This is a genomic window from Bacillota bacterium (assembly GCA_023511455.1).
Lineage (GTDB): Bacteria > Armatimonadota > HRBIN16 > HRBIN16 > HRBIN16 > HRBIN16.
In genome coordinates, this window is record JAIMBJ010000004.1 from 1 (window position 1) to 26470 (window position 26470).

At 59.2% G+C, this 26470-nt stretch carries 23 protein-coding genes, 1 tRNA gene and 2 pseudogenes; 8 read left to right on the forward strand and 18 right to left on the reverse strand.

Features of this window, described 5'->3' with window-relative positions; translation table 11 throughout:
* Nucleotides 1-297: 297 nt before the first annotated feature.
* Nucleotides 298-1773, reverse strand: a complete 1476-nt coding sequence (locus tag K6U75_03685; protein ID MCL6474142.1) for an ADP-ribosylglycohydrolase family protein — start codon at nucleotides 1771-1773, stop codon at nucleotides 298-300.
* Between the two features lie 19 nt (nucleotides 1774-1792).
* A complete protein-coding gene (locus K6U75_03690; protein MCL6474143.1) occupies nucleotides 1793-3928 on the reverse strand; it encodes a hypothetical protein in 2136 nt (711 codons plus the stop codon).
* Nucleotides 3929-4107: 179 nt separating this feature from the next.
* On the opposite strand from K6U75_03690, the gene K6U75_03695 reads away from it, so the two are divergent.
* Entirely contained in the window at nucleotides 4108-5430 is a 1323-nt protein-coding gene (locus tag K6U75_03695; protein MCL6474144.1) for an aminotransferase class III-fold pyridoxal phosphate-dependent enzyme, read from the forward strand.
* A 19-nt stretch (nucleotides 5431-5449) separates the two neighbouring features.
* Here the strand turns inward: K6U75_03695 and K6U75_03700 are convergent.
* Both K6U75_03700 and K6U75_03705 read right to left on the reverse strand, forming a co-directional pair.
* Nucleotides 5450-5810: pseudogene (locus tag K6U75_03700) on the reverse strand (DUF5615 family PIN-like protein).
* Between the two features lie 2 nt (nucleotides 5811-5812).
* Entirely contained in the window at nucleotides 5813-6046 is a 234-nt protein-coding gene (locus K6U75_03705; GenBank protein MCL6474145.1) for a DUF433 domain-containing protein, read from the reverse strand.
* A 324-nt stretch (nucleotides 6047-6370) separates the two neighbouring features.
* Between K6U75_03705 and K6U75_03710 the strand changes: the two are divergent.
* The 3 genes and pseudogenes from K6U75_03710 to K6U75_03720 all read left to right on the forward strand — a co-directional run bounded on the left by K6U75_03710 (nucleotide 6371) and on the right by K6U75_03720 (nucleotide 10625).
* Nucleotides 6371-6550: pseudogene (locus K6U75_03710) on the forward strand (DUF1559 domain-containing protein).
* Between the two features lie 860 nt (nucleotides 6551-7410).
* Complete coding sequence (gene rimO / locus K6U75_03715; GenBank protein ID MCL6474146.1) at nucleotides 7411-8808, forward strand: 30S ribosomal protein S12 methylthiotransferase RimO; 1398 nt, start codon at nucleotides 7411-7413, stop codon at nucleotides 8806-8808.
* A complete protein-coding gene (locus K6U75_03720) occupies nucleotides 8805-10625 on the forward strand; it encodes a hypothetical protein (GenBank protein MCL6474147.1) in 1821 nt (606 codons plus the stop codon). Before rimO ends, K6U75_03720 begins: the two co-directional genes overlap by 4 nt.
* A gap of 149 nt (nucleotides 10626-10774) precedes the next feature.
* Here K6U75_03720 and K6U75_03725 read toward each other — a convergent pair whose 3' ends face one another.
* The gene (locus K6U75_03725; GenBank protein MCL6474148.1) at nucleotides 10775-12736 is read right to left on the reverse strand and encodes a hypothetical protein; all 1962 of its coding nucleotides are present in this window, start codon (nucleotides 12734-12736) and stop codon (nucleotides 10775-10777) included.
* A gap of 109 nt (nucleotides 12737-12845) precedes the next feature.
* Here K6U75_03725 and K6U75_03730 point away from each other — a divergent pair.
* A tRNA-Arg gene (locus K6U75_03730) sits at nucleotides 12846-12921 on the forward strand.
* Between the two features lie 180 nt (nucleotides 12922-13101).
* A complete protein-coding gene (locus K6U75_03735) occupies nucleotides 13102-14622 on the forward strand; it encodes a hypothetical protein (protein MCL6474149.1) in 1521 nt (506 codons plus the stop codon).
* Nucleotides 14623-14723: 101 nt separating this feature from the next.
* Here the strand turns inward: K6U75_03735 and K6U75_03740 are convergent, their stop codons facing one another.
* The 3 genes from K6U75_03740 to K6U75_03750 are packed head-to-tail and all read right to left on the reverse strand — an operon-like array spanning nucleotide 14724 to nucleotide 16863.
* Nucleotides 14724-14924 (reverse strand): hypothetical protein, encoded by a 201-nt coding sequence (locus K6U75_03740; GenBank protein MCL6474150.1) that lies wholly within the window; start codon nucleotides 14922-14924, stop codon nucleotides 14724-14726.
* A gap of 59 nt (nucleotides 14925-14983) precedes the next feature.
* Nucleotides 14984-15736 carry a DUF1559 domain-containing protein gene (locus K6U75_03745; protein MCL6474151.1) on the reverse strand — a complete coding sequence of 251 codons (753 nt, stop codon included), beginning with the start codon at nucleotides 15734-15736 and terminating at the stop codon, nucleotides 14984-14986.
* Entirely contained in the window at nucleotides 15733-16863 is a 1131-nt protein-coding gene (locus tag K6U75_03750) for a GntR family transcriptional regulator (GenBank protein ID MCL6474152.1), read from the reverse strand. Before K6U75_03750 ends, K6U75_03745 begins: the two co-directional genes overlap by 4 nt.
* Before the next feature lie 320 nt (nucleotides 16864-17183).
* On the opposite strand from K6U75_03750, the gene K6U75_03755 reads away from it, so the two are divergent.
* A complete protein-coding gene (locus tag K6U75_03755) occupies nucleotides 17184-17714 on the forward strand; it encodes a hypothetical protein (GenBank protein MCL6474153.1) in 531 nt (176 codons plus the stop codon).
* Between the two features lie 324 nt (nucleotides 17715-18038).
* Entirely contained in the window at nucleotides 18039-18803 is a 765-nt protein-coding gene (locus K6U75_03760) for a DUF1559 domain-containing protein (GenBank protein ID MCL6474154.1), read from the forward strand.
* A 177-nt stretch (nucleotides 18804-18980) separates the two neighbouring features.
* Here K6U75_03760 and glyS read toward each other — a convergent pair whose 3' ends face one another.
* The 10 genes from glyS to K6U75_03810 form a co-directional block, all read right to left on the reverse strand.
* Nucleotides 18981-21089, reverse strand: coding sequence for a glycine--tRNA ligase subunit beta (gene glyS / locus K6U75_03765; GenBank protein ID MCL6474155.1), 2109 nt, complete (start codon nucleotides 21087-21089; stop codon nucleotides 18981-18983).
* 18 nt (nucleotides 21090-21107) lie between these two features.
* Entirely contained in the window at nucleotides 21108-21626 is a 519-nt protein-coding gene (gene lepB / locus K6U75_03770) for a signal peptidase I (GenBank protein MCL6474156.1), read from the reverse strand.
* Nucleotides 21623-22513 (reverse strand): glycine--tRNA ligase subunit alpha, encoded by an 891-nt coding sequence (glyQ, locus tag K6U75_03775; protein ID MCL6474157.1) that lies wholly within the window; start codon nucleotides 22511-22513, stop codon nucleotides 21623-21625. The genes lepB and glyQ overlap by 4 nt, the downstream gene beginning before the upstream one ends.
* Before the next feature lie 6 nt (nucleotides 22514-22519).
* The gene (gene sigH, locus K6U75_03780; protein ID MCL6474158.1) at nucleotides 22520-23197 is read right to left on the reverse strand and encodes an RNA polymerase sporulation sigma factor SigH; all 678 of its coding nucleotides are present in this window, start codon (nucleotides 23195-23197) and stop codon (nucleotides 22520-22522) included.
* Nucleotides 23198-23330: 133 nt separating this feature from the next.
* The gene (locus K6U75_03785; GenBank protein MCL6474159.1) at nucleotides 23331-24098 is read right to left on the reverse strand and encodes a carbon-nitrogen hydrolase family protein; all 768 of its coding nucleotides are present in this window, start codon (nucleotides 24096-24098) and stop codon (nucleotides 23331-23333) included.
* A 12-nt stretch (nucleotides 24099-24110) separates the two neighbouring features.
* On the reverse strand, nucleotides 24111-25088 hold the full coding sequence (locus K6U75_03790) for a zinc-binding alcohol dehydrogenase (protein ID MCL6474160.1): 978 nt from the start codon (nucleotides 25086-25088) through the stop codon (nucleotides 24111-24113).
* A complete protein-coding gene (locus K6U75_03795; GenBank protein MCL6474161.1) occupies nucleotides 25085-25447 on the reverse strand; it encodes a cupin domain-containing protein in 363 nt (120 codons plus the stop codon). Before K6U75_03795 ends, K6U75_03790 begins: the two co-directional genes overlap by 4 nt.
* A 58-nt stretch (nucleotides 25448-25505) precedes the next feature.
* Entirely contained in the window at nucleotides 25506-25766 is a 261-nt protein-coding gene (locus K6U75_03800; GenBank protein ID MCL6474162.1) for a DUF86 domain-containing protein, read from the reverse strand.
* Nucleotides 25767-25778: 12 nt separating this feature from the next.
* Nucleotides 25779-25934, reverse strand: a complete 156-nt coding sequence (locus K6U75_03805; protein ID MCL6474163.1) for a hypothetical protein — start codon at nucleotides 25932-25934, stop codon at nucleotides 25779-25781.
* On the reverse strand, nucleotides 25931-26356 hold the full coding sequence (locus K6U75_03810) for a nucleotidyltransferase domain-containing protein (GenBank protein MCL6474164.1): 426 nt from the start codon (nucleotides 26354-26356) through the stop codon (nucleotides 25931-25933). Before K6U75_03810 ends, K6U75_03805 begins: the two co-directional genes overlap by 4 nt.
* Between the last annotated feature and the right edge of the window lie 114 nt (nucleotides 26357-26470).

A 26470-nucleotide genomic window follows, 5' to 3' on the forward strand; every position in this document is an offset into this window, starting at 1 on the left:
TGTGATACCATCGAAGCGTTTGGATATGTGACATTTCAAACTGGGAATTAAATGTGACTCGCCATTGGTAACAACAGACTTTTTCGTTTGCATTGGTGACCACTAAGGCTCTGTGGAAACCTCGCCCTCCAGCCGTGTGCTGAGTAGAAAATCTTCCTCCATTCCATCCCTCGTACTGCTGAAATATAACATCTTCAGGGAGGTGCAGGCGACGAGCGATGCGTCCTATCAGTGCCGTGAAGGGATAAGTGAAAGTCCCTCTCCCGGAAGCTTCGGGAGAGGGACTGGAGGTGAGGGTTACTTCTCGCAAATGCACGCCTCTACCCGGGCGTGGCATCTCGGGCAGGTGGGCACGTTTTGACCAGCGGGATAGCCTCTGGCTTCCCCCGGTCCCAGCATCACGAATGTCGCGTTCAACAGCGTGCCGTCCAGCGTAGCGGTAACCTCTATCGTATTGCGGTCTGCCACCTCATCGGCGTACAGGATGAAGCGCTGCTGCCCCAAAAGCTCACTGGAAGGTTGAACACGCCAGCCCGCTGGTACCCGTATAGTCACGCTGGCGGACACCGGCGCGTCATTTTCCTTCACCGATACGCCGATGACTTTCTCGACGCCCGGACGCAGCACCGGCTCGCCGTTGTAGTGCAGGGCGATATCATAGCCCTTTGTGTGTATGATAGCGGATTGCGGGTCGCGACTCAGTGCCAGTAATGCCCGCTCGTTACGGAAAAGCAGAGAGAGCAGGTTATCAGGCAGGCGAGTGGCATCGCCCAGAGCCGCGCTGTCCGAGTGCGCTTCCAACATCTTCTTACCCACCTCTACCGTACGCTCGGTCAGTTCGGCAATGGTCTTGGGGGCGTCGATTCCGCGTGTGTACGGGTGCAACACGATAGCGTCGCCTATCGGTTTTATCCATTCCTGCGGGATGCCCTTCGTGCCGCCCAGAATACCCAGCAACGAACCCAGCGTTGCGCCGGTACAGTCGGTATCGTAGCCACAGTTCACGGCGGTGCAAAGTTTGTCGCCGTAGTCGTTACCGTACAGCCAGCCCAGTACGGTGAAACCATGATTTTGCACGGCGTGGCAGGGCTGATTGTGTCCGAAGTTGAAGAGGATACGCTCACGCGCCTCTTGCCAGGGCACGCCGTTGTCGTAGCACCACACCGCCTCGCGGATCACGCGCGAAATGCGGCACCAGACCGGAATCATGGACAATCCGATGCGAATCAGCGTGTGCGGGTCGGAAACCACAAACGCAGCGCTCTCCACCGCCGCCCAGAACATCTCGCCGTAGGTGCCCTCGCCGCCTGCGTGGTCCATCGCCGAGTCCATCCACGCCAGCGAAGCCGCCAGCTGGGGGTCGCCCGGCGCCACACACGCCCAAATCTCGCTGCGGATGGGCGAACCCATCTCGTCGATATAGTAGTTCTCGAAGCAGCCTGAAATCGGCGGGCGCAACCCGCGGGAGATATTGCGCATACAGAAGCCATACTCGTTCCACGGGTAGGAAGCAAGGTGTTTACTCCAGTAGTCCACGAAATCGCTCAGAGTGATTTGCACACCCCGTTCGCGCAACATCTCCAGCCAGACCAGCTGGAAATCCAGGTCGTCATTCGCAGATGCCCTGTCGGGCACGGGGTCATAGAAGGTGAGGGAATGCAGTTTTTTCTGTCCCTCGTAGGGCGCGCCGAGATTACCCCCGATGTTCTTGCCCATCCAGCAAGCGTACACTTTGTCGCGGTATTCTTCCAGAGAAATGGTTATCGGTTTCATCTCCTGTGTTCCTCCTCATTTATCGGTTCCAGCGTTCCAGCACCACTTCCTGCAAACCCTGCCAATCGAGGCGATGCAGTTCGGGTGTTACAGTTCGCAGGTTCAACCGACGCTGCTCACCGCTTGCCGTCCTGCCGGTAGCCCTCCATGAGCCCGAGGGCAGGCGAACCAGTGGCGTTTCGCCGTTATCTCCATCCTTCTCAATGCGGATAGTTGTCGGCGTCACCGTAATCGCCAGCGTGATTCCATGCCAGCGGATACGGTCAATACGTAACGATTCCCAGCCGGAGGGCAGTTTGGGGTCTATCGCAAACCCATCGGCTGTTGGCTGGAAACCGAGGAAGCCGTAAAGCATCACCTGCGGCACCAGCACGCTCTCGAAAAACTCCATATCCAGCCCCAATCCGCCTGCGGTGCCCCCGCCCTGCAACTTGCCCGGACGGGAACCATCGTAGTACTTGCGATAGCCGCCGGCTTGTTCCACTTCCTCGAACCAGCGCAGTATCTCCTGCAGGCGGTTCCACGCGTCGTCCGCGCCCCGCACCTTCAGCCGCGCCATTAGGTCATGGCACGAGAATCCCAGCACCGCGCCGCCGTCCTGTACCTGGTCGCCGAACGGGATGCTCTCCGGCGCGCTCCATGCCCACAAGTAGTAATCGATGTTGCGTTTGGTACTGGCACGTGGGGCGAATCGCCAGTAGTAGATATCTGCTCCAGTGGAGGTGTCGCCTTGCACGATGCGCTCGCCGCTGACCCAGCTCAGGATGTCGCGGGCGCGTTCGGGTGGGGCGAAGCCGTAATAGACCGCCTCCAGATTCAGGAAGGTGTAGCCGTAGTCGTGCATCTTGCCGTCGGCATCGATGGGCGCGTAGCGATGGGTCTTCGGGTTCCAGAACAGGCGGTTGCCTTCCGCTTTCACATCCTCTGCATGGCGAAGCAGCTCCTGTGGGTCGAGTTCGAACACCCCTCTCGGCATGTTCCACTCCGGGTGACGTCGCACCTCGGCTTCGATTTGCGCCATTTTGCGCAGCGCGTCGTAGTAGTGGATGGTGGCGTACACGTCCCTGTCGCCAAACGGCAGCAGGTCCCAGTAGTTATTGCCGATGCCATACCCGTGTCGGATGCGCTTCTGCCCGTCACGGGTGTATTCGATGCCGCTGCGCCCGTCATGCCCCACCCACGGGGTGTAAACCACTTTGCGCTGCAGCGTCTGATGCTCGGTCATCATGTAGCGCATGGCAAGGCGCATCCGGTTCAGGTTCTGACGCAGGAACTCGAGGTCGCCCGTCCACCAAAAATAGGTGGCGCACCCCCGCACAAAGTTCTGCGCGTTGATGTTGTGTCGGGTGTCGTACTGGGTAAAGAACGCCTGAATCACGACTTCACCGCCCGGTCTAGGATTTCCGAAACCGATGCGAAGGCGGGTAATGTCACCCTTCCACTGCGGGTGGCGGTACAGCGGAATCATCTCGTAGCGGATGCTCTCCCCAGCGTGTGGAGAAAAATACATGCGTCGTTCGGGAGAGAACTCCGGTTGCTGGCGCGTTGTCCACTCGATGTATGGCTGTGCGCCTTCCAGCCCCTTGCTCCTCCAGCGCAGCTGCAGAAAGGGCGACTCAAAGGGGTCAATATCGCAGGCGGGAGTGGTCACCGAGGCGTTCGCAGCGGTCAGCACAATCTTCCAGCCCTCGTCGGTGACACCCGCATTCTCCGCACCCCACAGGTCCCATCCATCGGGTGTACTCAGCTGATCGGTGCGCCAGCCCGGCCCCACGGTGTCCTTAAACGAGAAGTGCCAGCCTGCGGTGCGCCTGCCCTGATTCCAGAAGGGGAACGGCCAGCCCAGCTGGTGTGCGATGGAGGCGTGCTGGTGCGTGGCGACGTAGCCTTCGTCGTCGATGATGCGTCGGCTGAGCGCTTCCTTCCACTGCTGGCGGAAAGCGTCGGCGAAGCCGCTGGTATCGACGGCAGGCCAGAGTGCAGCGCAGGAGAGCCACTCATCCCACAGAGTCGCTTTTGGTCCTGCGCCCGGATAGTGCAACCAGAACAGGCGCCGCAGGGTCTGAAGCGGTCTCTCCTGCCCGGGCACCTCGAAGCGGGGGAAATCTTCGGGGACATCCGCGTACACCGCGCCAACACATGTCAACACGAGCAATACGACCAAACATCCTTGCCACCACATATTGCACCTCGCGGGAGAAACTGAGAGTCTGTTCCGCAGGGGACCAGCATTTCCTGCTTGCTTGTGTTCGTCGCCGCCACCCTTACTGCGGGATGAACGCCGCGAGTGTGATATGATATACATGGAACTTATTCTGCGGAGAGGCTGCCGATATGCCAAAATACCCGGGCGCGATCAGCCAGCAGATGCTGGAAGAGCTGTCGCATTACGTGATTGCCACACCCAAGCCGTTTGTAGTGGATTTGGAACACAGCGAAGGGATGTGGCTGGCGACGGTGGACGGACAGCGCGTGTTCGACTGGGCGGGCTACTACGCCTCCAAGCTGATTGGGCACAACCACCCGCGCCTGTATGAACCCGAATACCTCAAGAAGCTCGCCCGTGCGGCAAACAACAAGGTGGCTAATCCGGACTTCCTCACCCCGGAGTGCCTGGAATACTATCGCCTGCTCCATGAGCTGGCTCCGCAGTGTATGCGCAACCCGCGTCTGGAGGTCTATGCGGTCAACTCCGGCGCGGAAGCGGTGGAAAATATGATGAAGTACCTCATCAACCTGCATCACCACAAACTGCTGCGCAAAGGGAGGATACCCAATCCGCGCCGTTTTATCTATTTTGACCAGGCGTTTCATGGGCGCACCGTGTTCGCGCTGAACGTGACGCAGGTGGCGCACGACCCCATCGTCACCAAAGACTTCCACGGCTTCATTCCGGGCAACATCCAGGTGCCCTTCCCCGCGATCGACACCTCGCTGCCCGAATCGGAGAACCGCGCCCGCACCCAACGCAGTCTCGAGATTGTGGAAGACTTCCTGCAGCGGTATCAGGGAGAGGTGGTTGGCATTATCGTGGAGCCGCTGCAGGGTGCGGGTGGACATCGCGTCGCACTGTCGGAGTTCTTCCGCGGCTTGAGCGAGCTGGCCCATCAGTACGACGTATACCTGGGCTTCGACGAGGTACAGACCGCAGGAGGACAGACAGGCACCTTCTTCGCCTGCGACCAGTTCGACCTCCCCTACCCCCCACAAGCGGTGGCGACCGCGAAGAAGCTGGGCAACGGCGTGGTATATATGCTGTATCCGATGGAAGACAGGGGCGTGCTGGACTCGACGTGGGGCGGTACACTAGCGGATATGGTGCGCTTTGTGCAGGAGATGAAGATTGTGCGCGAGGAACGGCTGATAGAGCAGGTTCCCGAAAAGGCGGCAGTGCTGGTGGACGGTCTCAACGACTTAGCTCGACGCTACCCCGACCGCATCTATAACGTGCGCGGCATGGGGCTATATCAGGGGTTCAGTTTGCGCCAACCTGACCAGCGCCAGAGGCTGCTGGACATCGCCCTGCAAGAGGAGGACCTGCTGTTGCTCGGCGCGGGAACCGATACGATTCGCCTCCGCCCCAGTCTCAGCGTGACAATAGAAGACATCCATCTGCTACTTCAGAAGCTGGAGCGGGTGGTGAACGCGCTACAGTAGTTAGATTAAAGAAACTGGCTTAGTCGCCAGAGTTTCCTTCAGGTTGATAGATACGTATCCTGCCTGTTTGTACAATCCAAAGCAAACCGTCAATCGATTCACGCTGGAGACCCAGTAGTAGCGTTTCCGCTGCTTCCTGAATATCCTTTAGGGTGCAAGGGCTGGGAACTCGTAGTACAGCGATGCCCGAATATTCAGCCGGGTTGAATAGTAGCGGATTTGAAAAGTCCATATCGAGCGTGACGAGACAACGCTTCTCCTTAGCACATATCGGAGGACGAGCACAAGCCTTCTGAAAAAACGGTTTCCGCATCATGGCCAGCTTCGCGAAATATGCGTGCTACGCTCTCGCCCAGGTTTTCGTCCAGCTTGAACCGCATTGTCACCCGATAAGCACGTGACGTTCTCGAGCCATCTCGGCCCCATAGGCAATACATGCCAGAACATCTGCTTCTTCTAGCCCGGGGTACTCTTGCAAGATGTCATCTATCTTCATCCCGCTCGCAAGCATGTCAAGAATGAGAGACACCCATATCCTGTGACCGCGAATGCAGGGCTTACCAAAGCAGATGTTAGGGTCAATCGATATGCGCTGTAAAAGCTCTTCGCGTGTCATTTGTACACCCTTTGTACGTTGGTTCTGGCAACTATTATACCACCTGCTCGGCTCCCTGAAAAAGGTGTGAAAAACGCTGCTGAACTCAGAAGCGCACTGACTGCTTTTTGACACTACCATACCCTGCCTCTGCTTCCTTTAAGCAGAGCTCACGGCGTCACCTGTGAGAGCGTCGGGTGGCTGGGAAACGCTTAACACCCTCATAAAAGTTGACGATAGCGTTTGCTCCCAACACCCTGTAAGAGGTATTGAAAGTCTCTGCTGCGGAGACTATACTCTTAGCTGCGTAAGCGATTACGTAAATCTTTTCAGGGAGGCACGTCCATGCAACGCAAAGCCTTTACGCTCATCGAGCTGCTGGTAGTTATCGCGATTATCGCGATACTGGCAGCCATCCTGTTCCCCGTCTTCACGCAGGCGCGGGAGAAGGCACGGCAGACCACCTGCCTGTCCAACGCCAAGCAGATTGGACTGGCTACGCTGATGTATGCCAACGACTACGACGAACGCTTCCCGCACCAGCAGTGGCGTGACTGGGGAGACCCGCAGGTGCCCGGGCGGCGACGCGCGTGGACGATGGACATCGCACCCTACGTGAAAGCCGGTCAATATGGCGACTCCGGACACGGTGCGGCGCGCGGAGTTGGCGGCATCTTCGTGTGCCCTTCGCACCCCGACCCCAAACAGGTCTTCCACTACGGCGTTCATGAAGCCCTGTTCCGTGGATGCTGGTGGGGCAGTCCAGAAGAGCAGCAACCCTGCACCGACATCTCAGCTACGTTAGCAGAGATCGACCGCCCATCCAACATCGCCATCATCCTTGAGAAGGGACGTGCGGACTTCCAGTCCGTCCAGCCCGACGGCACGTCCAACTCGTGGCCCTTCTTCCAGGCATGGGGACACGTGTGGGCATGGGAGAACCCCGCTGCTGGCTGGCCGAACGGTCCTGCCAACCAGAACGCGACGGGTCTCTCCTACCCGAACCCAGACCGCGACTGGTCGCCAGGATCGTGGGACGGACGCTGGCCGCATGCGGCGGTGATGCCGCGCTTCCGCCATAACGGTCACTGCACTACCATCTTCGCGGATGGACATGCTAAGGCGATGGCGAAGGGACGACTGAACTGGGTCGACCATATCTACGTGCCAGGCCGTAACGGCTGGTAAAGCCGCCCCCTCGCCATCCGTTGGAGCCCTCGGTGCGCCCACACCGGGGGCACTTTGCTTATTGTTGTTTACCGCGCGGGCGATTTCCTCCTGAGGTTTGGTTGTCAGTGTCCCGAATGTGCTCTCCTTTGACCTCTGCAGGGTTCACATGGTATACTAATGTGCGCACGTCAGTGCGCTCTTTTTGTGAGGAAAGCATGGGCAAGGAACGTTCCAACGGAAAACCCGCATCGGTAGCCATCGTGAACCTGGGCTGCGCCAAAAACGTGGTCGACGCGGAGGAGATGCTGGGTGTGCTGGCGGAGCAGGGGTATACTCTGACCGCCGACCCTTCCCGCGCCGATGCCATCATCGTCAACACTTGCGGCTTCATCGCCAGCGCAAAGGAGGAATCGTTGTCCGCAATCCGCGATGCGCTTCGCTGGAAACGTCGCCGCGGCGCTAAGGTCATTGTCGCTGGGTGTTTGTCGCAGCGGTATGGCCAAAAGCTGCTGGAACAGGTGCCTGAAGTGGACGCGCTGATTGGTGTGGGACAGATGGCGCGTATTCATGAAGTGGTGGAGCGGACGCTGGGACAGGATGCACGGCTGGTAGAGCAAACGCCCCCGCAGCATCGCTGGGCAAAAACGGGCACGAGAGTGCTTTCCACCGCCCCCTGGAGCGCATATCTCAAGATTTCGGAGGGCTGCGACCACAAGTGCACCTTCTGCGCTATCCCCGCCTTCAGGGGTGGACACGTGAGCAAGCCGCTGGAGCGCGTCCTCGCGGAGGCGGAGGACCTGGCAACGCGAGGCGTCAAAGAGGTCAACCTCATCGCTCAGGACAGCACGCAATACGGTCTCGACCTCTACGGCAAGCAGATGCTGCCGCACCTTTTGCGTGAGCTGTCGGCAATGGGGGCATTCCGCTGGATTCGCGTGCTGTATTGTTACCCTTCGCGGGTCACCGATGAGGTGATGGAGGTACTGGCACATACTCCTGGAGTGTTGCCCTACGTGGACATGCCGCTACAACATGCAGATGATGAGATACTGCGTGCTATGATGCGTCCGGTCGGCAGGGAGAAGTATGTCGCACTGATACGCCGCTTGCGGGAGGCACATCCCGATATGACGGTGCGCAGCACATTTATCGTGGGCTTTCCGGGCGAGACAGACCGGCATTTTGCAAACTTGCTGTCGTTTCTGGAAGAGGTGCAGCTGGACAGAGCGGGCGCCTTCATCTTCTCGCCTGAAGACGGCACCCCTGCCGACAAGCTGCCCCACCGTGTGCCTTCACGTGTGGCACAGGCGCGCTACGACCGCCTGATGCGCCTGCAGCAACGCATCTCGCTGATGCGCAACCGGGCGTGGATTGGACGCGAAATGGAGGTATTGGTGGAAGCGGCGCATCCGGTTCAGCGCAATGTGTGGATAGCCCGCTCGTTCCGCGACGCTCCCGAGGTGGACGGTGTGGTGCTGGTGCGGGGAAAGAACCTAGAACCGGGCAGTTTTGTGAAGGTTATCGTGACCGATGCGACCGCTTACGACCTGATAGCTGAAAGCACCGCTAACCTGCCCGTTACTGCCGGGCTTAAGGAGGAGGTTTCACCGTGAGTAAATCGGTTACCGTACCAGGTGTAGAGACACTTGCTCAGACGCTTCTGCGTGCCAGCGTGGCAAACGCGTTATTGCGTTTCAGAGAGCCGGCAAAGATGTCGGAGCTGCAGGAAGCCTGTAACCTTCCCTCTCTCGATATGGACCTGCTGCGCTACACGCTGGGGGTGAACTCGGACCTGTTCATCTCCAGTGAACGGCGATGGACGCTTTCCATACGCTACGAGGACCCAACGCGCCCCATGTACGCGCTGATAGAGCGCGTCCTGCGCCATGCGGGACGGCCTGTCCCTCTGGAGTCGCTCGCCTACCTGCTTGCCGACGTGTATCACCGCGCGCCGGAGGCAATGGCGATGATGGTATACCGTCTGTCAGCCGAGCACTTTTTCCGCCTGCCGGACAACCGAATCGGCTTGCGCGAGTGGCTACTGCGTACCGACTACAACAACCCGGAAGACGTCGCTTTCTACAACTACGTGGACCTCGCTGAGGCGCAAAAACTGTTGCGGAAACACCCGAAGTTCGACGGCTCTCCGGAGTCGGTGGTCGCTCTGTTGCGCACGGCGGGTACTCCGCTGTCTGCGCGCTTCGTGGCTTTCCTGCAGTGGTATCGGCACCCAGAAACCTTCGATGCGGTCAGGGCTTACCAGAGCCTGATAGACGCGGAAGGGCTGGTTGCACTGCCCCTCCAGGAGAACGACACGCTGGAGCCTGTCACACACTGGGCGTTGGCAGAGTGGGTGCCCCAGTGGATAGAGGCGATACGCCCGCAAGCCAGGCAGATGGCAGGCGTGCTGGCGCAGCTGATGGCTGAGCCGCTGGTGCTATCGGTCGAGGACGTGGAAGGTATGGTGCAACACGTGTTGCAATCCCCCAGGGTGGTCACGGCAGACGAACTGGCGAGACGGTTCTTTGACCTTGCGCCCGGCGACCCCACATACGCCAACGACCTGCAAACCATCATCCAGTCACTCAAGCAGGATGTACGGGTGATATGGTTGGGCGGCACGCGTTTTGTGAACCCGCAGAATCTGCCTCCCTACCTCTTCCAGGTACCCGAGAGCCTGTGCTTCCCGGAGGTGCAATTCTACACGGAAGAAGGCGAACCTCTGGAGATCGACCTGGAGGACGAGGGACTGTCTGGCACGTTGCGCTCCGACATTCAGGACCCGGTAGCGCAAGACGTGGGCGACGAAGAGGGCGAGGTTACCATCTTCCCCGTACCCGAGAGCGTGCAGTGCGTAGTCAAGGCGCGCCACAAGGAGATTGGCACGTTCCCGCTGTGCCAGATACCTGACGGCTTCTTCTTGAAAGAGCCGAACTTCCAGCAGGTGACGTTGATCGACGAGACGACTGGCGAACGCTATACCGATGTGTATGTGAACCAGAACGTGAGGCTCATCTACGGCTTGCTGGACTGGTATGCCACCCGCGACGCGGTCTCGGGGCTGGTGTTTACGCTCACCCGCACAGAGGACCCCTTCGTCTTCAAGGTGCGCTGGGAAGACACGCTGGACCGGCGCGTGCATATCAGCCGCGCTCGCTACGAGGAGCTGCTGGACATGAGCACGCGCATGGCTCAGACCTACTCCACCTTCGACATCATCTGCGAGATTCTGGGCACACACCGCGGAGGCATGGAGTTTCTGAGCATCCTCAGCGAGGTCAACGTCATCCGACGTACCAAGCCTCGAAGGGTGGCTTCCGTGCTCAGCGCGTTCCAGGCCTTCTACGTGCGTGGTGGAATGTGGCATCTGGACGAGAAGAAGCGCGACGCTGGCATCGACCGCGCCAAGCGCAAGCACATCAAAAAGTGACAGGTGGAGGGCGAGATGTCGGGTGGGGATTTGGCTCATCCGGGGCTCGCCCTCCAGACTGCGGTTACAACAGTGCGCTGTCCGTTACCGTATGGGTCACATGGTGACCGCCCAGGCGGTTGCTCTCGATGTCAACAGATTGGACACCGCTACCTCTCTTTAGCCACCCGCCACATCTCGTAGATGAGGCGCTTTTCGGCAAGGCGCGAATCGGCGTAGCCGTCCAGCACTTTCTCCAGACCGTCGCATAACTTCGTGAGGGTTTCCACATAGCTTTTATCGGCAGCCGTTTGTGACGGCTCGGGCAACCGCGACAGCCTGCCTGCGTCCTGCAACTCCGTGCGTTTCAGCACCGTCAACCACTGTCTCAATATCAGCTGGGCGTGAGCAGCTTCGTAGGTCTGAGCCAGCTCTGCCTGCTCCAATCGTTGCAGTAAACGGGCAAAGGTGGACACTCTTTCTTTCAGCGGCGCAAGTGGAGCCGGCGCAGATGCCTTCGCAAACTCGTTCAGCACCGCTTGCGCGGACACGGGTACGGTGGGAGCCGGTACCCGCGCAGGTTTTGCATCGCCCAGCAGTATCTGTATCGTGGCTACTTCCGGTGTGCGATCTTCGGGCAGAAACACCGATGTCTCGTCATGCCACTGCCAGTCTTTGCCGTTGACCAGTACCCTGCGTACACGCCCCTGCCCGACTGTGGACAGATACAAACGCTTTCTGCCAAAGCGCACCGGGAAACGCTGATGCAGTTCGGTCACACCTGCAGGTATGTGCGGTATCAGCGTCAACCCGTCGGCACGGTAGAGATACTCGAACAAGCCGCGCACCATCGCAGCAGGAGGACCAAAGGCATCGTAAGTAATATTGATAGGCTCTCCGGGCTGATACACATCACTTCCAAACTTCACCAGCGGATTGTCCAGACGAAACCGGCGGGCAAAATCCAGCAATCGCTTCATGGAACGGCGAGCGTCCTCGTGCTTGCCCAGACGGTAGTATGCCATGATCATCCGCGCTTCACAGGTCGACCAGTGTCCACCGTTCACCCACGTGCCAAAAGCCCACAAGCCCTCTGGCTCTGTGTACATGTCGTCCAGTGAGGGGTAGTTCGGGATGATGAAATCGTATGGGCGCAAACCGGGGATAGAGGCGATTCTGGCGTAGATGCGCTGTGCGTGTGCATCATCCACGACGCGGAAGCATATCGCGTCGTGGTTTGGCGAGGACTCGAAGTAGCCGTGCTTTGGTGCGCCATACACCCCGTGTCTGGTGCCGTCAGGGTCCAGCGATTTGATGAAGTAGCCCTCCTCTGTGGTGAGCAGCGTTAATCCCTTACGTGCTCGTTCGCGGCGCCCCGTGTACAGCCGTGCTTTACGGACATCGCCCACCACCTTTTCCAGCTCGATAAGCCTGTCCAGTGCGGCGATGTAAGTGATAGACAGCCCGGCGAGGTACGCCATGCCGTACGTGCCATCGGGACGCTTCCAGCCTGCATAGCTGGGGGCGAGCAAATTTCCAGCCGGTCCGGCAAGGAAGAGATTGTTTGTCGGGTCACGTCTGCTTTCGACGAACTCCGCACAGCGCTCCAGCTTGGGCAGGTAACGGGCGATGGCTTCGGGGTTGCGACCGATTAACAGCAGCTCCGCCTGCAACAACAGTCCCGCCGCCGTGAACTCCATGCCCCAATCGTGGATGTCTACCCATCCATCTCCCTGCTTTGCCACAAACCAGCCCGGCGCGGCGGCGTCACACAGGCAACCATCCGGCGGAACCCAGAGGAAACGGCGTTCACCCATCTGGAAGGGGCGCACGGTCTTACCGTCGCCCATCTGGTCGAACCACAGGTCCTGTGCGTTCTGCAGGAAAGTGACGTATGGCTCCAGCAGGAACGGCAGTGCGCAGTAGGTCGTTCCGTAGCTGTTTTGTATCCACCAGGCGTTCCACGTGGGACCTTCCACGAAACCGTTCCACTGCGGCGTGTACAGCATCGACAGGTTTTGGAATTCGGCATCGGGGCCAAACATCCGACGGGCGATGTCCAGAAGCTGCAGATATTCTGTATCTCCCCCGCCTGAGAAGTACTGTCCTTCGAATTGGCTACCAGCACGCATCCTTTCGCCTCCCGAGGTCGGTCGCCATTCGGTTCGCCCCGTAGCGAGAGAATCCTGTCATGCAGTTACTTGCGATTACGTGAGTTTTATGGGATAATATATGCAGAGCGCGCCCGTAGCTCAATGGATAGAGCATCAGACTTCGGATCTGAGGGTTGGGGGTTCGAGTCCCTCCGGGCGCGCCATACACCACCTGCCACCCTGCGCAATCCCACCGTACGACATCTTGTGTTACTCGTGCTGACAGCTTCCCCCAGTCTGATGGTCTTGCCTCCACAGCTCCTTCAGCAACTTCTGCACGCAATATCTGTCATAATAATGCAGGTGGAGGCAATTACCGCTTTTGCGACTCGGAGGTATTCTGGATGCGTGCTCTGTTCTTCTGTCTGCTGGGTCTGGGTGCGTTGGGGACGGTGTGGGCGCAGGTGTCCTCGCGAGTGGAGGATGCCGTGGTGGACGCCCTTACACGGGCAGATGTGTACGTCGCGCCGGGCTTGGAAGAGGTCGTGGACGCGGCGCAGCTACAGCGGGTCTCCAACGACCTGAAACCCTTCACCGTCAAGTTTGTGGTTGTTCCCTTGAGCGACCGCCAGAGCAGAGACCGCTGGGCAACCGCTCTGCGCCGCTATCTGAACATCCGCGAGGGAGCAGTCATCGTGATGGTGCCCAAGATGGCGAACACGCGCGGCGGCGTTTCCGCCAGCAGCGGTGTCATCCCGCCCAAACAGGTCGAGGCGATACTGCAGAAACACCTTGCCGCATTTAGCACACAGGGATACACCCAGGGGCTGGAGCAGCTGGCGCGTGGTCTGCGTGACCACTACGTCGCCGAGCGACGCAGTTCCCTGCTGGAGACCACAGCATTAGTAGGCATCCCGACGGTGCTCGTGATTGGTGGTGTTGCGTGGGTGATTCGCCGAAGGGCACGGGAAGTAGCCAGACTGAAAGCGCAGTTGCAGAATCAGCGGGCGCAGGTGCTGGAAGGCATCGAATACGTGGATGGCTACCTCGAAGTCTTGCCTGCAGGGGAAGACGCCACTCGCGCCCGCGAACACCGACAGCGTGCCGCCGAACTGCAGACACAAGCGGTACAGTTGATGGAAAACGCAAAGCGACCGCAAGACCTCTGGCGAGCAGAGCACCTGCTGGACAAAGCGCAGATGAGTGTGCAAAAGGCAAAGAAATACATCCTGCGCGCAGGAGGCGACACCAGTATCCATGTGGAGGAAGAACCCGAAGAATCGGTTGCCCCACAGGCGTATACATCCATTCGCCCCAACGACCGAACATACGCCTGCTTCTTCTGCTCCAAACCGCCCACGCTCAGCGAACTGCAGCCGGTAGAGGTAACCGTCGGTGAGCAAACGCGAAAGGTGTGGGCGTGCGAGGAGTGCGCCGCGCAGCTGCGGCGGGGTGAAACCCCGGCGATGCGCGTGTTCCGCGATGGGGACGGCGCTCGCCCTTGGTACGAGAACCCGGATTATGACCCCTACCGCGATTACGGCAGACCCTATCCGGGCATGGACTGGGTGAGCCTGCTTCTGCTGGGCAGTATCCTCGCGCAACCCACACCTGTTGTTATTCAGGAACGGCCATCCGAGAGTGAAAACGAGACTTTCCCCGTGACGGACGCTGGCAGCAGTGATTTCTTCACCAGTACCGCTGGCTGGGATGAGGCGAACTCCCCAAGCGCAGGCGGAGCAGACTTCTTTGATAGTTCGATGGGTGGCTTCGAGACAGCCGATGCAGAGGCGGCTGGAGCGGATTTCTTTGACAGTCTGTTCGGCGGCTTCGACACCGGCGACATCGACGCGGGCGGAGCAGACTTTGCCGATTTCGATGTGGGTGGAGATTTTGGTGGTGATGCGGGTGGTGGAGATTTTTAGCGGTCAACACACCATCGGTCAACCTTCAGTAGACGTACCAGCGTGTGCCTGTTGAGTTATCCGGGCGGGAGATGCCCCGCCCGGTTCGGCTTGAACAAGCCCTACTGCCCGGATGTCTGAGGTGCGGGGGTGCCGGTCGGCGCTCCTGCTCCTCCTCCAAACCACGAGGGGCGTTCAGTCGGCAAGACCTGCTGTTTCTCTTTTTGCTGTTTGCCCCACTGCAGACCAATCACTACCAGCGCGATCACGATGATGACGGCGGCAATGATGCCCATCATCGTGCGCTTACCTTTGTCGTCCATCTCTGCCTCCTTGAGTCGGGTTCGGGCAGGCAGCAACGGCTGCCTGCCCTCGCCGTTCATCAGTCGATGTCCCAGCCCTCACTGGGGTTCCATGTGTTCCGACGGTCATCCCGCACGAACCAGTGCGGGTCGAAGTTCGCGCAGGGGTATGGTTCCACCTCCCACACCCGCTGCTTGACGAACCGGTGGTTACCCGCCATAATGTAGCGGGCATGCCCGTCCGCGAAGATGGCGTTGAAGGCCATGCGCGTGAACACCTGCGGGTTGTCGGTGCACGACCAGAACGGCACGCTCTTCTCCGCGTGGATGGGGCTGTTCTCGTAAGAAATGATGGTCTGTGCGGGCTTATCGATGCTGGCGAGCTTCACCCCACATCGCGAGCCCGTCGCCAAGCCCAGCTTGAAGTCATATGACAAGCCCCTGAAGCCCGCGACAGGCCACAGGTCCGGGCAGCCGTTCGCGGGCCAGCCTCCCCACTTCCAGAAGTTATCGGGGTAGGATGGGCAGATGAAAATCTGCGCGTTCTTCACGTAGGGCTGCACCAGCACCGCCCAGCGCGTGAACGCCATCACGATGTCGCCGGCACAGTCCGCCGTGTGCGCGCACTGGCTACTCCACGAGAAGTACTTCTCATCGTAGTCCTGCACGTACATACCGATGCCAAGACCAATCTGCTTCATGTTGCTGAGGCAGCTGGTCTTGCGCGCCTGCTCACGGGCGCGGGCGAACACCGGGAACAGAATGGCTGCCAGTATCGCGATAATCGCGATGACCACCAGCAGCTCGATCAGGGTGAAAGCGCGGTTTTTCATGGCTTTTCCTCCTTGTGATAAGATAGTGTGGGAGTAATTACTTTTCTTTCCCCCTGCGGATTGCGCTGCGCGGGATAGAAGCTTGCCAGAGTCGTCATTACCTCTGAAGGCATCACCTCCCCATTGATGCGACTTTGCAAGCGAATGGCGGCAGTACGCCCCATCTCATACACCTGCTGCACGAGACGGTGTACGGAGCGTGTGACCCTGGTCATCAGTGGAGGAGCGTCCGCGAAGCTGAGCACCTCCAAATCTTCGGGAACCGAGATGCCCATCCGGTCACACGCTTCCAGTACCGCCACCATGTAGTAATCGTGCAGGCAGAACACGGCGCTAATCGGTCCGGGCTGATGCATCAGGGTAAACAACGCATCATGTACCGCCTGCGCCAGATAGTCCAGCCTGACACTTTCGTGCATGGGGAAAAGACGCACCAGCGGCTGAACATCATCCCACCCCAGCTCCTGCATTACCTGCAGGTACGCCTCGTACCGCTCCCTTATCGAAGAGACGTACAGGGCGTCATCGGTGAAATGAGCGATAGTGCGATGCCCGTTCGCGGTCAGATGGCGCAAGCCGGTCAGTGCAGACATGTAATTATCCGTCATCACCACATCACACGGTATCCCCTGTGGATGACGGTCCACACACACCACGGGCTTGCCGGTGTCCAGAATGCGGTGCAGAAGAGAGTTATTCTTCGGGTCACAGGTCGGATAACAGATAATGCCGTCCGCTTCATGCTGCATCCGGCGAAGGTACTGCGCCTCAAGGTGAGGGTCGTTGCGGGTCTCGCAGAGCAACAGGTTATAATGGTCGGGAAGCGCGCTGCGAATGCCGCGAAGGTACTCGACCTGCGGGTAGTCGTGCATGAAGGGAAACACCGCAGCGACAAAAACGGGCTTTGCGGGCGGCGGCTCTGCAACAAACGTACCCACCTTGCGCTTGCGCACCACCAGCCCCAGCCTTTGCAGCTCCGACATCGCGCGGTGCGCCGTCACCCGGCACACACCGTACTGCTCAGCCAGCGCGCTTTCTGAAGGCAGCGGCGTGCCGGGAGACAGCATTCCACACTCAATCTGAAGGCGGATATCGTCCGCAATCTGTTTCCACTTCACGGAAGACATGGCGCGATTACCGTAAGGTTTATCTTTCGTCTTGCCTATGGTATTTCCATTATAGAGTTTGCTCGCAGTTCTGTCAAGTCCTGCAAGGGGGTGTTCAAAAATATATCAAATGCAGCCGCAGGCTTTAACCCGCGTTTCCGAAAGATGAAGCTTCTGGTGAGCCGTAACAAACACGCAAAGGTTCGATGGAAGCCTCGCATCCCAGAAGGCATGAGTCAGATTTGCCAAACATCGCTTGCATGGTTGAACTCTTGCCGGGCAAACAGGTACCATATTCACAACCAACGCTGCGCCAACAGGCTGGAATGGGGAGTTGCAAAATGAATCGTCTGACCGTCATCGTGCTCATTCTGGTGTTCGCGGGAGGTATCGCCATCTTCAAGTTGGCAACGTATGACCCCATGTCGAATCAAACGATGCCTGACCTGTCAGACATCGATTCCTGGCAGCCGACCACCGCCGAGATACAACAACAGATCGACACACAAGCCGCAGTGTTCGAACAGAAAAGACAGTACGGGCGTCTTTTGCGCAGCCGCTACCGCAGCAAGGACATGCCGGTAAACCTGCACGTGGATGAGCGGGGCACTTTCTATCTGGAATGCGCCGCCACTATTCCCACGTGGGACAAAGCACTCATCGCCCATCAGGTCTGGCGGGAAATCCGCACGTTGTTTGGAGAAAGTCCGCACGTCATCATCTATGAGTCCTATATCGGCACGCCTTCGCGCCGCGTCGGTGAAGCCCGGGTGGACGCAAAGAACCCGGAACTGCCGGAAGTGGTGTTCGACACGGGCTGGCACCTGCGGCGCAAGCCACAGCGGACCGACTTCCTGACCAGACTTCGATGAGGCGAAACCAGCAGGGTAGCCCACGATTCAAATCGTGGGCACTGATGGTGTGGGGTCCGAGAGAGTGCTTGACCAATGGCTTCCTGTTTTGCCCCGGAGACTCAAAGTCACGGATAACACGGGGACAAAACCTGCCGCCGCAGGTTTCCAGCCTCCGCAGGAGGCTTTGTCTGGGGTTGCCCGCAACTTCCAGTTGCCGGGAAAAAACCACTCGTCGGGCAGCCCCCCGATAACCCTTGACGACTCTGGCGCGCCTGTTATAGAATGGATATGGCGGTTACTCGTATAAGCTTGTCTACACTAAGTAAAGGGAGGTTGTCGATCATGAAACGTGCGTTCACCCTGATTGAGTTGCTTGTGGTTATCGCGATTATCGCGATACTGGCGGCCATTCTGTTTCCCGTCTTTGCACGGGCGCGGGAGAAAGCCAGACAAACCAGCTGTTTGAGCAACATGAAGCAGATGGGAACTGCTGCCATGATGTACGTTCAGGATTACGATGAGCGGTTCCCTCTGAGCTACTACCAAACGGTAAACGCGGCGGGGCAACCCTGCTACTTCACATTCCTGGCTGCCATAGAGCCCTACGTCAAAAACCGGCAGATTTACCAGTGCCCATCCGAGCCCAGAGCGATGGATATCGACGCGGGCTTCCGGGGTTTGGGGGTACCCGGCGGTGAATGCGGCGGCTTTGCCCTCGCAAGCTACAACTTCAACTATGCGCTGACCAACATCAGTGCGTCCATTGCCTCCATCGAGTTCCCGGCGGAAACCGCGCTGGCGTCGGATGGGAATCTCGCACTGCCTGGCGCGTGTGGCTTCGGGTTGTTCGACTCGCCGGTTCAGGCTCGTCACAACGACATCGTGAACGCCTGTTACGCAGACGGACACGCCAAGACCTTTACAGCAAAGCTGTCGGGCTGCTCAGGGCTTAATATCAACCGAAACGCACTCCGGCAGTACTGCGTGACCTCCGGCGCGTATACCCGCTGGTGTAACCAGGAACCCGGTCCAACCGTGTGCCGCGACGAACTGTGGGGATTTGCCAAGCAGGATCAGTGGGGCTGGTGCACTCAGGGCGCTCCATAAGTCTGTGTGAGACAGCCGCCTGTTAAGACCTGTTTGCCGGAGGTTCGCTCTTCCGCGGCCACCATTGGGGGGCGAACCTCCGGGTGAATTGCCTTCCACGTGACCTGCTCGTGGACTGGAGGTTTACGGCTAGGCACGAGCCTCGCCCTCGAGGTGGTGCGTGGCAGCGGGATCTTGCTACACCACCAGCCTGCTGAAATCGCCGATACTGCGGTAGAGAGAATCCACGCCAGCCAGCAACAGCAAACGGTTGCGTCGAATCGCCTCGTCAGGCGCCATTACCAGCACGGCGTCGAAGAATCGGTTGACCGGCTCGGTCAGCGCCTCGAGCAGGGAGAACGCCGCATCGCTGTGGAATTGCCCCACCGCTTCGGTGTCTCTCTCTTGCAGCTGTCCGGTTATCTGATGCAAAACACGCTCTTCCTCATGCTGGAACAGGGCAGGCTGCACCTGCGACAGCCATTCCAGAGGCGACCGCCAATGAGCGGTGGGAACGAGTCTGGTTGCTTCCCCGGCTTTCAGGATGTTCCGCACGCGCGTTGCCGCCAGAGCTACCGGCGTCAGCCGCTCCATCGGCAGTGCGTTTAATAACCGCGCGTTGCGCCGCGCCACGTAAGGCTCTACGCGCTCCTCCGCCAGCACCGCCTGCCCCACGTCATAGCGAACACCTTCGTCCTCCAGCAAAGCCTCGATACGCTGGGTGAACATCTGCGCCAGCTGACGCAATCCTTCCTGGCTAACCTCGACGCCCTGCTGTGCATAGGCGCTCGCCGCCGAATCCACCAGTGCCCAGAGGCGTGGCATCCCCTCCACCGTTGCCAGTATCTGCACCACGCCCTGCGCGGCTCGCCGCAAGCCAAACGGGTCACCCGAACCGGTGGGCACAATTCCCAGCGCGCCCACGTAGCCAACGAGTGTATCCACCCGGTCGCATACGGCGATCAACCGCCCCAGTGCGCTTTCGGGAAGGCTGTCCCCGGCGAAGCGAGGCAGGTAATGTTCGGCTATCGCCTGAGCGACGGCACTGTCCTCGCCCGACAACAAGGCGTATTCCCTGCCCATGATACCCTGCAGTGCGGGCAGTTCCATCACCACCTCGGTGGCGAGGTCGGCTTTGCACAGGGTCGCGGCCCGCTCTGCCAGCGAGGGGTCTACGCCCACCTGCTCTGCCATCTCCCGCGCCATCCTTACCAGACGCGCGGCTTTGTCTGCCATCGTGCCCAGCTTTTCCTGAAACACAATCCGGTTCAGCTCGCCGACGAAAGCCTCCAGCGGTTGCTGGCGGTCGCGCTCGTAGAAGAAATGCGCGTCGTTGAATCGGGCAGTCAGCACGCGCTCGTTCCCCTCGCGCACGATGTCCAGATAACGGCCATCGCCGTTGCGCACCGCCACAAAGTAAGGCAGCAGCTTGCCCTCCGCATCCACCACCGCGAAGAAACGCTGATGCTTCTTCATGGCGGTGATGAGTATTGGCTCAGGCAGGTTCAGGAAGGTGGGGTCGAAACGCCCCAGCAAGGCGGTGGGGTACTCCACCAGATGGGTCACCTCGTCCAGCAGGGCGTCGTCCCAGAGGACACGTCCGCCGGCCTGTTCCGCAAGGCGATTCGCCTGCTCGCGAATCACTTCTCGCCGGCGGCGATGGTCGTACAGAACGTACCGCTCGTCCAGCTGCTGGAGCAGCTCGGAGGGGCTGCGCACCTCAAACTCCTCCGGTGCGAGGAATCGATGCCCACGCGAACGGTTACCACTGCGGATGCCATCCAGTTCGAACGGCACGATTTCTCCGTCATACAACGCCAGCAGCCAGCGTATGGGGCGGCAGAAACGCAGGTTGCCACTGCCCCAGCGCATCATCTTGGGGAAGGTCATCGAGCGGATGGCTTCGGGAAAGATGCCGGCAGCCACTTCCACCGTCGGCTTACCGCGTTCAAACACCTTCGCCATCACATAGTCGCCCTGCGGGGTGTGCATCACCTCGAGGTCTTTCACGTCGACACCCTGCTTGCGGGCAAACCCCTGCGCCGCGGGGGTGGGATTGCCCTGCGCATCGAACGCGATGTTTGCAGCGGGTCCGCGTATCTCGCGCACCACATCGGTCTGGCTCGGCGCCACATCATGCACGAGCAGAATCAGCCTGCGCGGCGTACCAAAGGTCTCCACCTGCGCAAAAGCGATGCGAGCCTCCTGCAGCCTCTGTGTGACTGCGGATTGCAACTGCTCCAGCGCGTTTTCCACCACGCTGGCGGGCAGCTCCTCCGTTCCGATTTCGAGCAACAGGTCTGCCAAAACCGTCCTCCTGCCTTCCTATCTGACCAACTCAAACCGAAAGGGCAACTGGTATCGGCACCACACCCGCGCGATGATACGATTCATCGGCAGGAACCCCCAGTCGCGGCTGTCGTTGCTGACGTCGCGGTTATCGCCCATCACAAACAACATGCCCTCTGGCACCGTTTTCTCGCGCATGAAGTAGTGCATTTCATGACGGCGGTACGGTTCGGGCAGAGGGCGCCCGTTGATAAACACCTGTCCGTTACGGATGCTGATGCGCTCACCCGGCAACGCAACGACCCGCTTCACCATCAGGTCATTGGTACCATCGGGCACACGGAAAACCACGACATCACCGCGTCGGGGTTGCCGCCATCGATAGCTCACTTTTTCGGTGAGCACGCGCTCCCCATGATGCAAATTGGGTTCCATGCATCGTCCATCCACACGGAACCCCTGCCCCACGAAGTTTACCGTCAGCAAAAATACGAGGGCACTGACCACCGCTACTCGCATGGCAGAAGACAGCCATGCGAGTAGCATCGTTTTCATCCGACAGCCAGTGCCTCCTGTGCCTTCAGCAGCGGGAAGCCCATCTCCTCACGCTGCTTGAGATATTGCACGCAACATTTTCGGGCAAGTGCTCGCACGCGGTTGATATAGCTGGCACGTTCGGTGACCGAAATGCTACCCCTGGCGTCCAGCAGGTTGAACACGTGCGAACACTTCAGCGCGTAGTCGAAAGCCGGATGCGTATAACCCAGGTCGGCGATGCGATGCCCCTCCGCCTCGAACATCTCGAAAAGTCGGAACAGCATGTCCACATCGGCATGGTCAAAGTTATAGTAGTTATGCTCGATTTCGGCGTGCCTGTCCACCTCGCCGTAGGTGATGCCGTGTGCCCACTCGAGCTCCCAGAAGCTGCTCTTTCCCTGCAGGCACATCGCCAGCCGTTCGGGTCCGTAGGTGATTTCCGCACAGACCGGTCGGCACTCGATGCCGCCCATCTGCTGGAAGTAGGTAAACTGCGTGATTTCGGTTCCGTCCAGCCACACCTCCCACCCCACGCCCGACGCGCCCAGTGTGGGAGCCTCCCAGTCGTCTTCCACAAAACGGATGTCGTGCTCCAGTGGGTCGATATCCAGCGCGCGCAGGCTGTCCAGATACAGGTCCACCACGTTTTCCGGTGAGGGTTTGAGGATGACCTGGTACTGGTAATAGTGCTGCACGCGCATGGGATTGCGCCCATAGCGTCCGTCGGCGGGGCGACGGGAGGGCTGTACGTACGCCACGTTCCACGGCTCTGGCCCCAAACTGCGCAGAGCCGTGCCCGGCGCCATGGTGCCTGCCCCTACTTCCACGTCATAGGGCTGCAAAATCAGGCACCCATGCTGTGCCCAGAACTGTTCTAATCTCAGCAGAAGCTCCTGAAAGGTCATCGCACCTCAGTTATTCATGAAGAGTTCTCGCAAGTCGGCTTTGCCAAGCGGCAGTCCTGCCACCTTGCGCTTGATGCGTGCCAGAGCGTTGTCCACCGATTTGGTCTTGCATTGCAACGCCTCGGCGATTTCCCGATACGATTTGCCAAAGTGATAGTGCATCAGCACGCGCCATTCGAAGTCGCTGAGCAACTGCTGTAAGGTGCGCTGCAGCTGGCGAGTATCTTCAGCGCGCAGCAAACGCTCTTCGGGATCGCTGCTCGGCTCGGCGGGCAGCATATCCGCCAGGCTCCAGTCCGAATCTTCGTCTTCCGCCGTCACCTCCAGCGAAAGGGATGTGTTCAGCGGCATCTGTTTCTGACGAGTCGCCGCCTTAATGGCGGTGATAATATGGCGCTGGATGCACACTTTGGCAAACGCCGGGAACGAAATGGGCTTATCGGTTTGATAATCCAGAATGGCCTGCCACAGCCCAATCATGCCGACCTGCAGCAGGTCCTCCCGCTCTGCGCCCAACAGGAAATACGATTTGACTTTGGTGCGAACCAGATTGCGATATTTATACAGCAGGAACTCCGCAGCCTGTTCGTCGCCTTTTTGAGCCTGTTCCACGATTTCCCGGTCGGACATCTGCATGAAGCGACGATAGCTGCGCTTGACGTGCGATTCACCTTCCGTGAACACTGTTAGTCCAATCCTCACCCGGTATAGAGTGGGCGGCTGCGCCGCAGCCGTGTTCTGCAGTCATCATACCAAAATCGCGCGAAAAAGGCAAGGGGGTACGCCGAAAGCAGGCATAAACGGCAGGCTTTATGTTTTAATCTACGGGTAGCGTAAAGGTAAAGAGTTGCTCACCCTGTGCAGCCGCGCGCTTCTTCCACTCCCCATCCGGCGAGACCACACCGGACGGCGAGGAGCACCGCAGGTGCAAAGGGTAACAACTATCCACTGTGACCACCCACACCTTTGCTGCCATCGCACGCAGACGCAGGTTTGCCTCGTGGTAACGCCATGCCACTCGTGACCACTCTGAACCGTCGCGCCCGCCGTTCACCGCATGGAAGATAATTTTCGCTCCCATTCCGGCGAGCCGCTGCGTGAGATGAGTATCGGGCATCGGGGTGCAGGTTGGGTTCGCCCAGAGGTCGTTGCAGATGAGACCGCCGACGGTTACACCTCGCAGCACGAATGTGCGCAGGGGAGCCACTGCATAGTGCTGAATCTCGCCAACCGGGGGGTGGCTCATGGTGCCGCAGCGCAATATCTTGGCATGAAATCCGAGAAAACGTCCGTGCTCATCATAGAAGCGAATCTGGTTGTAGCACAGCCCATCGTCCTCAATGTAGCACGTGCCCAACGCCAGCGCCAGCCCCGCAGACATTGCCTCCGCGACCACCTGCTGCAACGCCTGTTGCACCGCTTGCTGGTCGAAGGACGGGGTGTAACCGCTGAGCGAGCCTTCTGGCGTCAACAGCACATCCGCTTTTTTCTCTGCAGCGTAGGCAATGGCGCGACGGATGGCGGCCAGGTTGCTTTCGACATCCGTCGTGACGGGTATCTGCGCACCGGCAATGCGAAGGGGCATTCTGTTCCTCCTCTATGACTGCGTCCAGTCAAAAATCACCCCCAGCAATTCCGCCGGGTGGTCACGCAGGGTTTCATACACTGCTGCAGCCTGCTCGATGGGCACCACGTGCGACACCACCGGCTCGATGCGGATGATGCCCTGCTGCACAAAGTACAGCAGCACCCGCAGGTCATCGAGACTGAAGTGGCAGGATACCTCGATGGACGCTTCCGTTCCGTGCAGCATCGCCCAGGGGAACTCCGTCTGCGAACGCACCGCTACCAGACCGATGACCCCCTTGTACGCCAGCAATTGCATCTCGTGAATCTGTTGCAGCAGGCTGGGTACCCCCGAACAGTCGATAATGCAGTCGTAAGGCGCGCCCTCTCGAAGCGGTTCCATCCCCTGCTCGTGCACATTGATGACTCGATGTGCTCCGCAGGCTTCTGCTACTTCCAGACGCCTGGGCTGAAGGTCGGTGACCGTCACATGCGCCCCGAGCGCCCGCGCTGCCTGAGCTGCAAATTGCCCAATCACACCGACACCTGCTACCCATGCCCTTTGTGCGGGTTGCACCCGGAATCGCCGTACTGCCCTCATTGCCACTCCCGCCACACCAAACAATGCACAGAGGCGGTAGTCTATTCCCTCAGGCAAACGCAGGCACAGGTGCGAGCTGTAGGATTGGACATCCGTACAGCACACGTCCACCACATTCCATCCACGATGTCCCACGTACTGCCCATAGAATACCCAATCGCCGGGCTGGAACTCCCTCACAGATGTTCCGACCGCCTCTACCTGCCCCACATGTTGATAACCGTGCCGGGAGGGGTATACGGTGAACCCGTGTTCTCCCAGCAAAGCATGACGCTCCGTGCCATTGGTGACGCCGGTGTAGCAGGTACGTATGAGTATCTGCGTCGGCAGCAGAGGTGGAGGCTCACCGATGTCACTCAGGCGCATCTGTCCGCGCTGGGGATACTCTATGCCGATACGCCGCATCATTTCTGCTCCTTCCGGTAGCGGTCTGTGGGAATGCGCTCCACCTTCAGCCGGGGGATGTAGCCCTCTTTTTCCATGTAGTAGTGCCCGTACGGCTGAGCGCCCTCCGGGATGCTACCGGGGAAGGGAAAGATAGCCACACCCTGTTCCAGAGCGACACAACCATGTTCCACCCCTGCTTCCACCATCCAGATGTCACCCTTTTCGAGGATGAACTCATGGTAGTGCCCGTCGTGGTCTATCATGAACGCCTTTGCCCTGCCGTCCATGATAATCCATGTCTCGTCGTGGTCGTGGAAATGCTTTTCTACCTCCCCACCGGGTTGCCAGTAGTGGGGCTGCGGTTTCTTGTAAACAGGCATCGTTGTTTCACCCCCGGTCGGGACTTCGGCAAAGGCAAGCCGACTTCCTGTGGGCGAGCTAGATGGACTCACCCAGGTATTCTCCCACCTGTCGCAGGAACTCCAGCAAATCCGTCACCTCTTCACGGGCAATGCGCAGCACCTGCCGGTCGTCCACCTGCCAGTAACGGTGTACCAGCAGGTTCCTGAAGCGTGCCATCGCCTGCAGACGCTCGGCAAGCGAGGCGTCGAGGATGCCTCTGTGGTGAAGAGAGGCGAAGCACTCTGCGTAAGCGGAGGGAGCAATCCCGCCCAGCCGTGCTATCAGGTGCGTGCAGATGCTGGCGGCGTCTTATATCGCCTGAATGAGATGCAGCTTCAGCGAGTCGATGTGCAGTTCGTTGCCCCAAAACTGCTCATCGGGCAGGGCTACCAGACGCTGAACCTTGTCCAGGTTTTGGCGCAGGGACACCGCTCGCGCCAGAAGAACGTGCAAGTCTGGTTTCATCCCTGTAGCGCCTCCTTGAGCATCTGTCGCGCATGATAGTCAAAGTCCATAATCTCCAGCCACAGCCTCTCCACGAAACGGCACCGAAACTCCTCGTCTCGGCTGCATAACAGTTCCCCTGCACTCCCCGTGAACTGCACCCCTCGCGGCGCGGTGTTGAGAACCTGCACGTCGACCGGCAATCCCAGGCGTCCCTCTATGGTATCCGCAAGGCGGAAAGCGGTCTTTAGCCACTCTCCATTACTGACCATGTCCTCACGCAGGTAGACGGCGATATCGATATCTTCGAAAGGCACATCCAGCAAGAAGGAACCGTGCAGGTAGGCGAACAGCACCTCCTCTCGCGACTCCAGCAGGTGCTGAATCTGCGCTTTGACCTGCTGCTTCTGCTCCGGTGAAAGGCTGAACCGACGCATTTCCATATCGACCACCTGCCCTTATCATACTGACGCCATCGCTATTCTGTCAACCGGGCACGCCGTTACTCCCTACCTGCACCTGCCCTTCAGGTATAATACCATTAGCCTGTGCAGGAG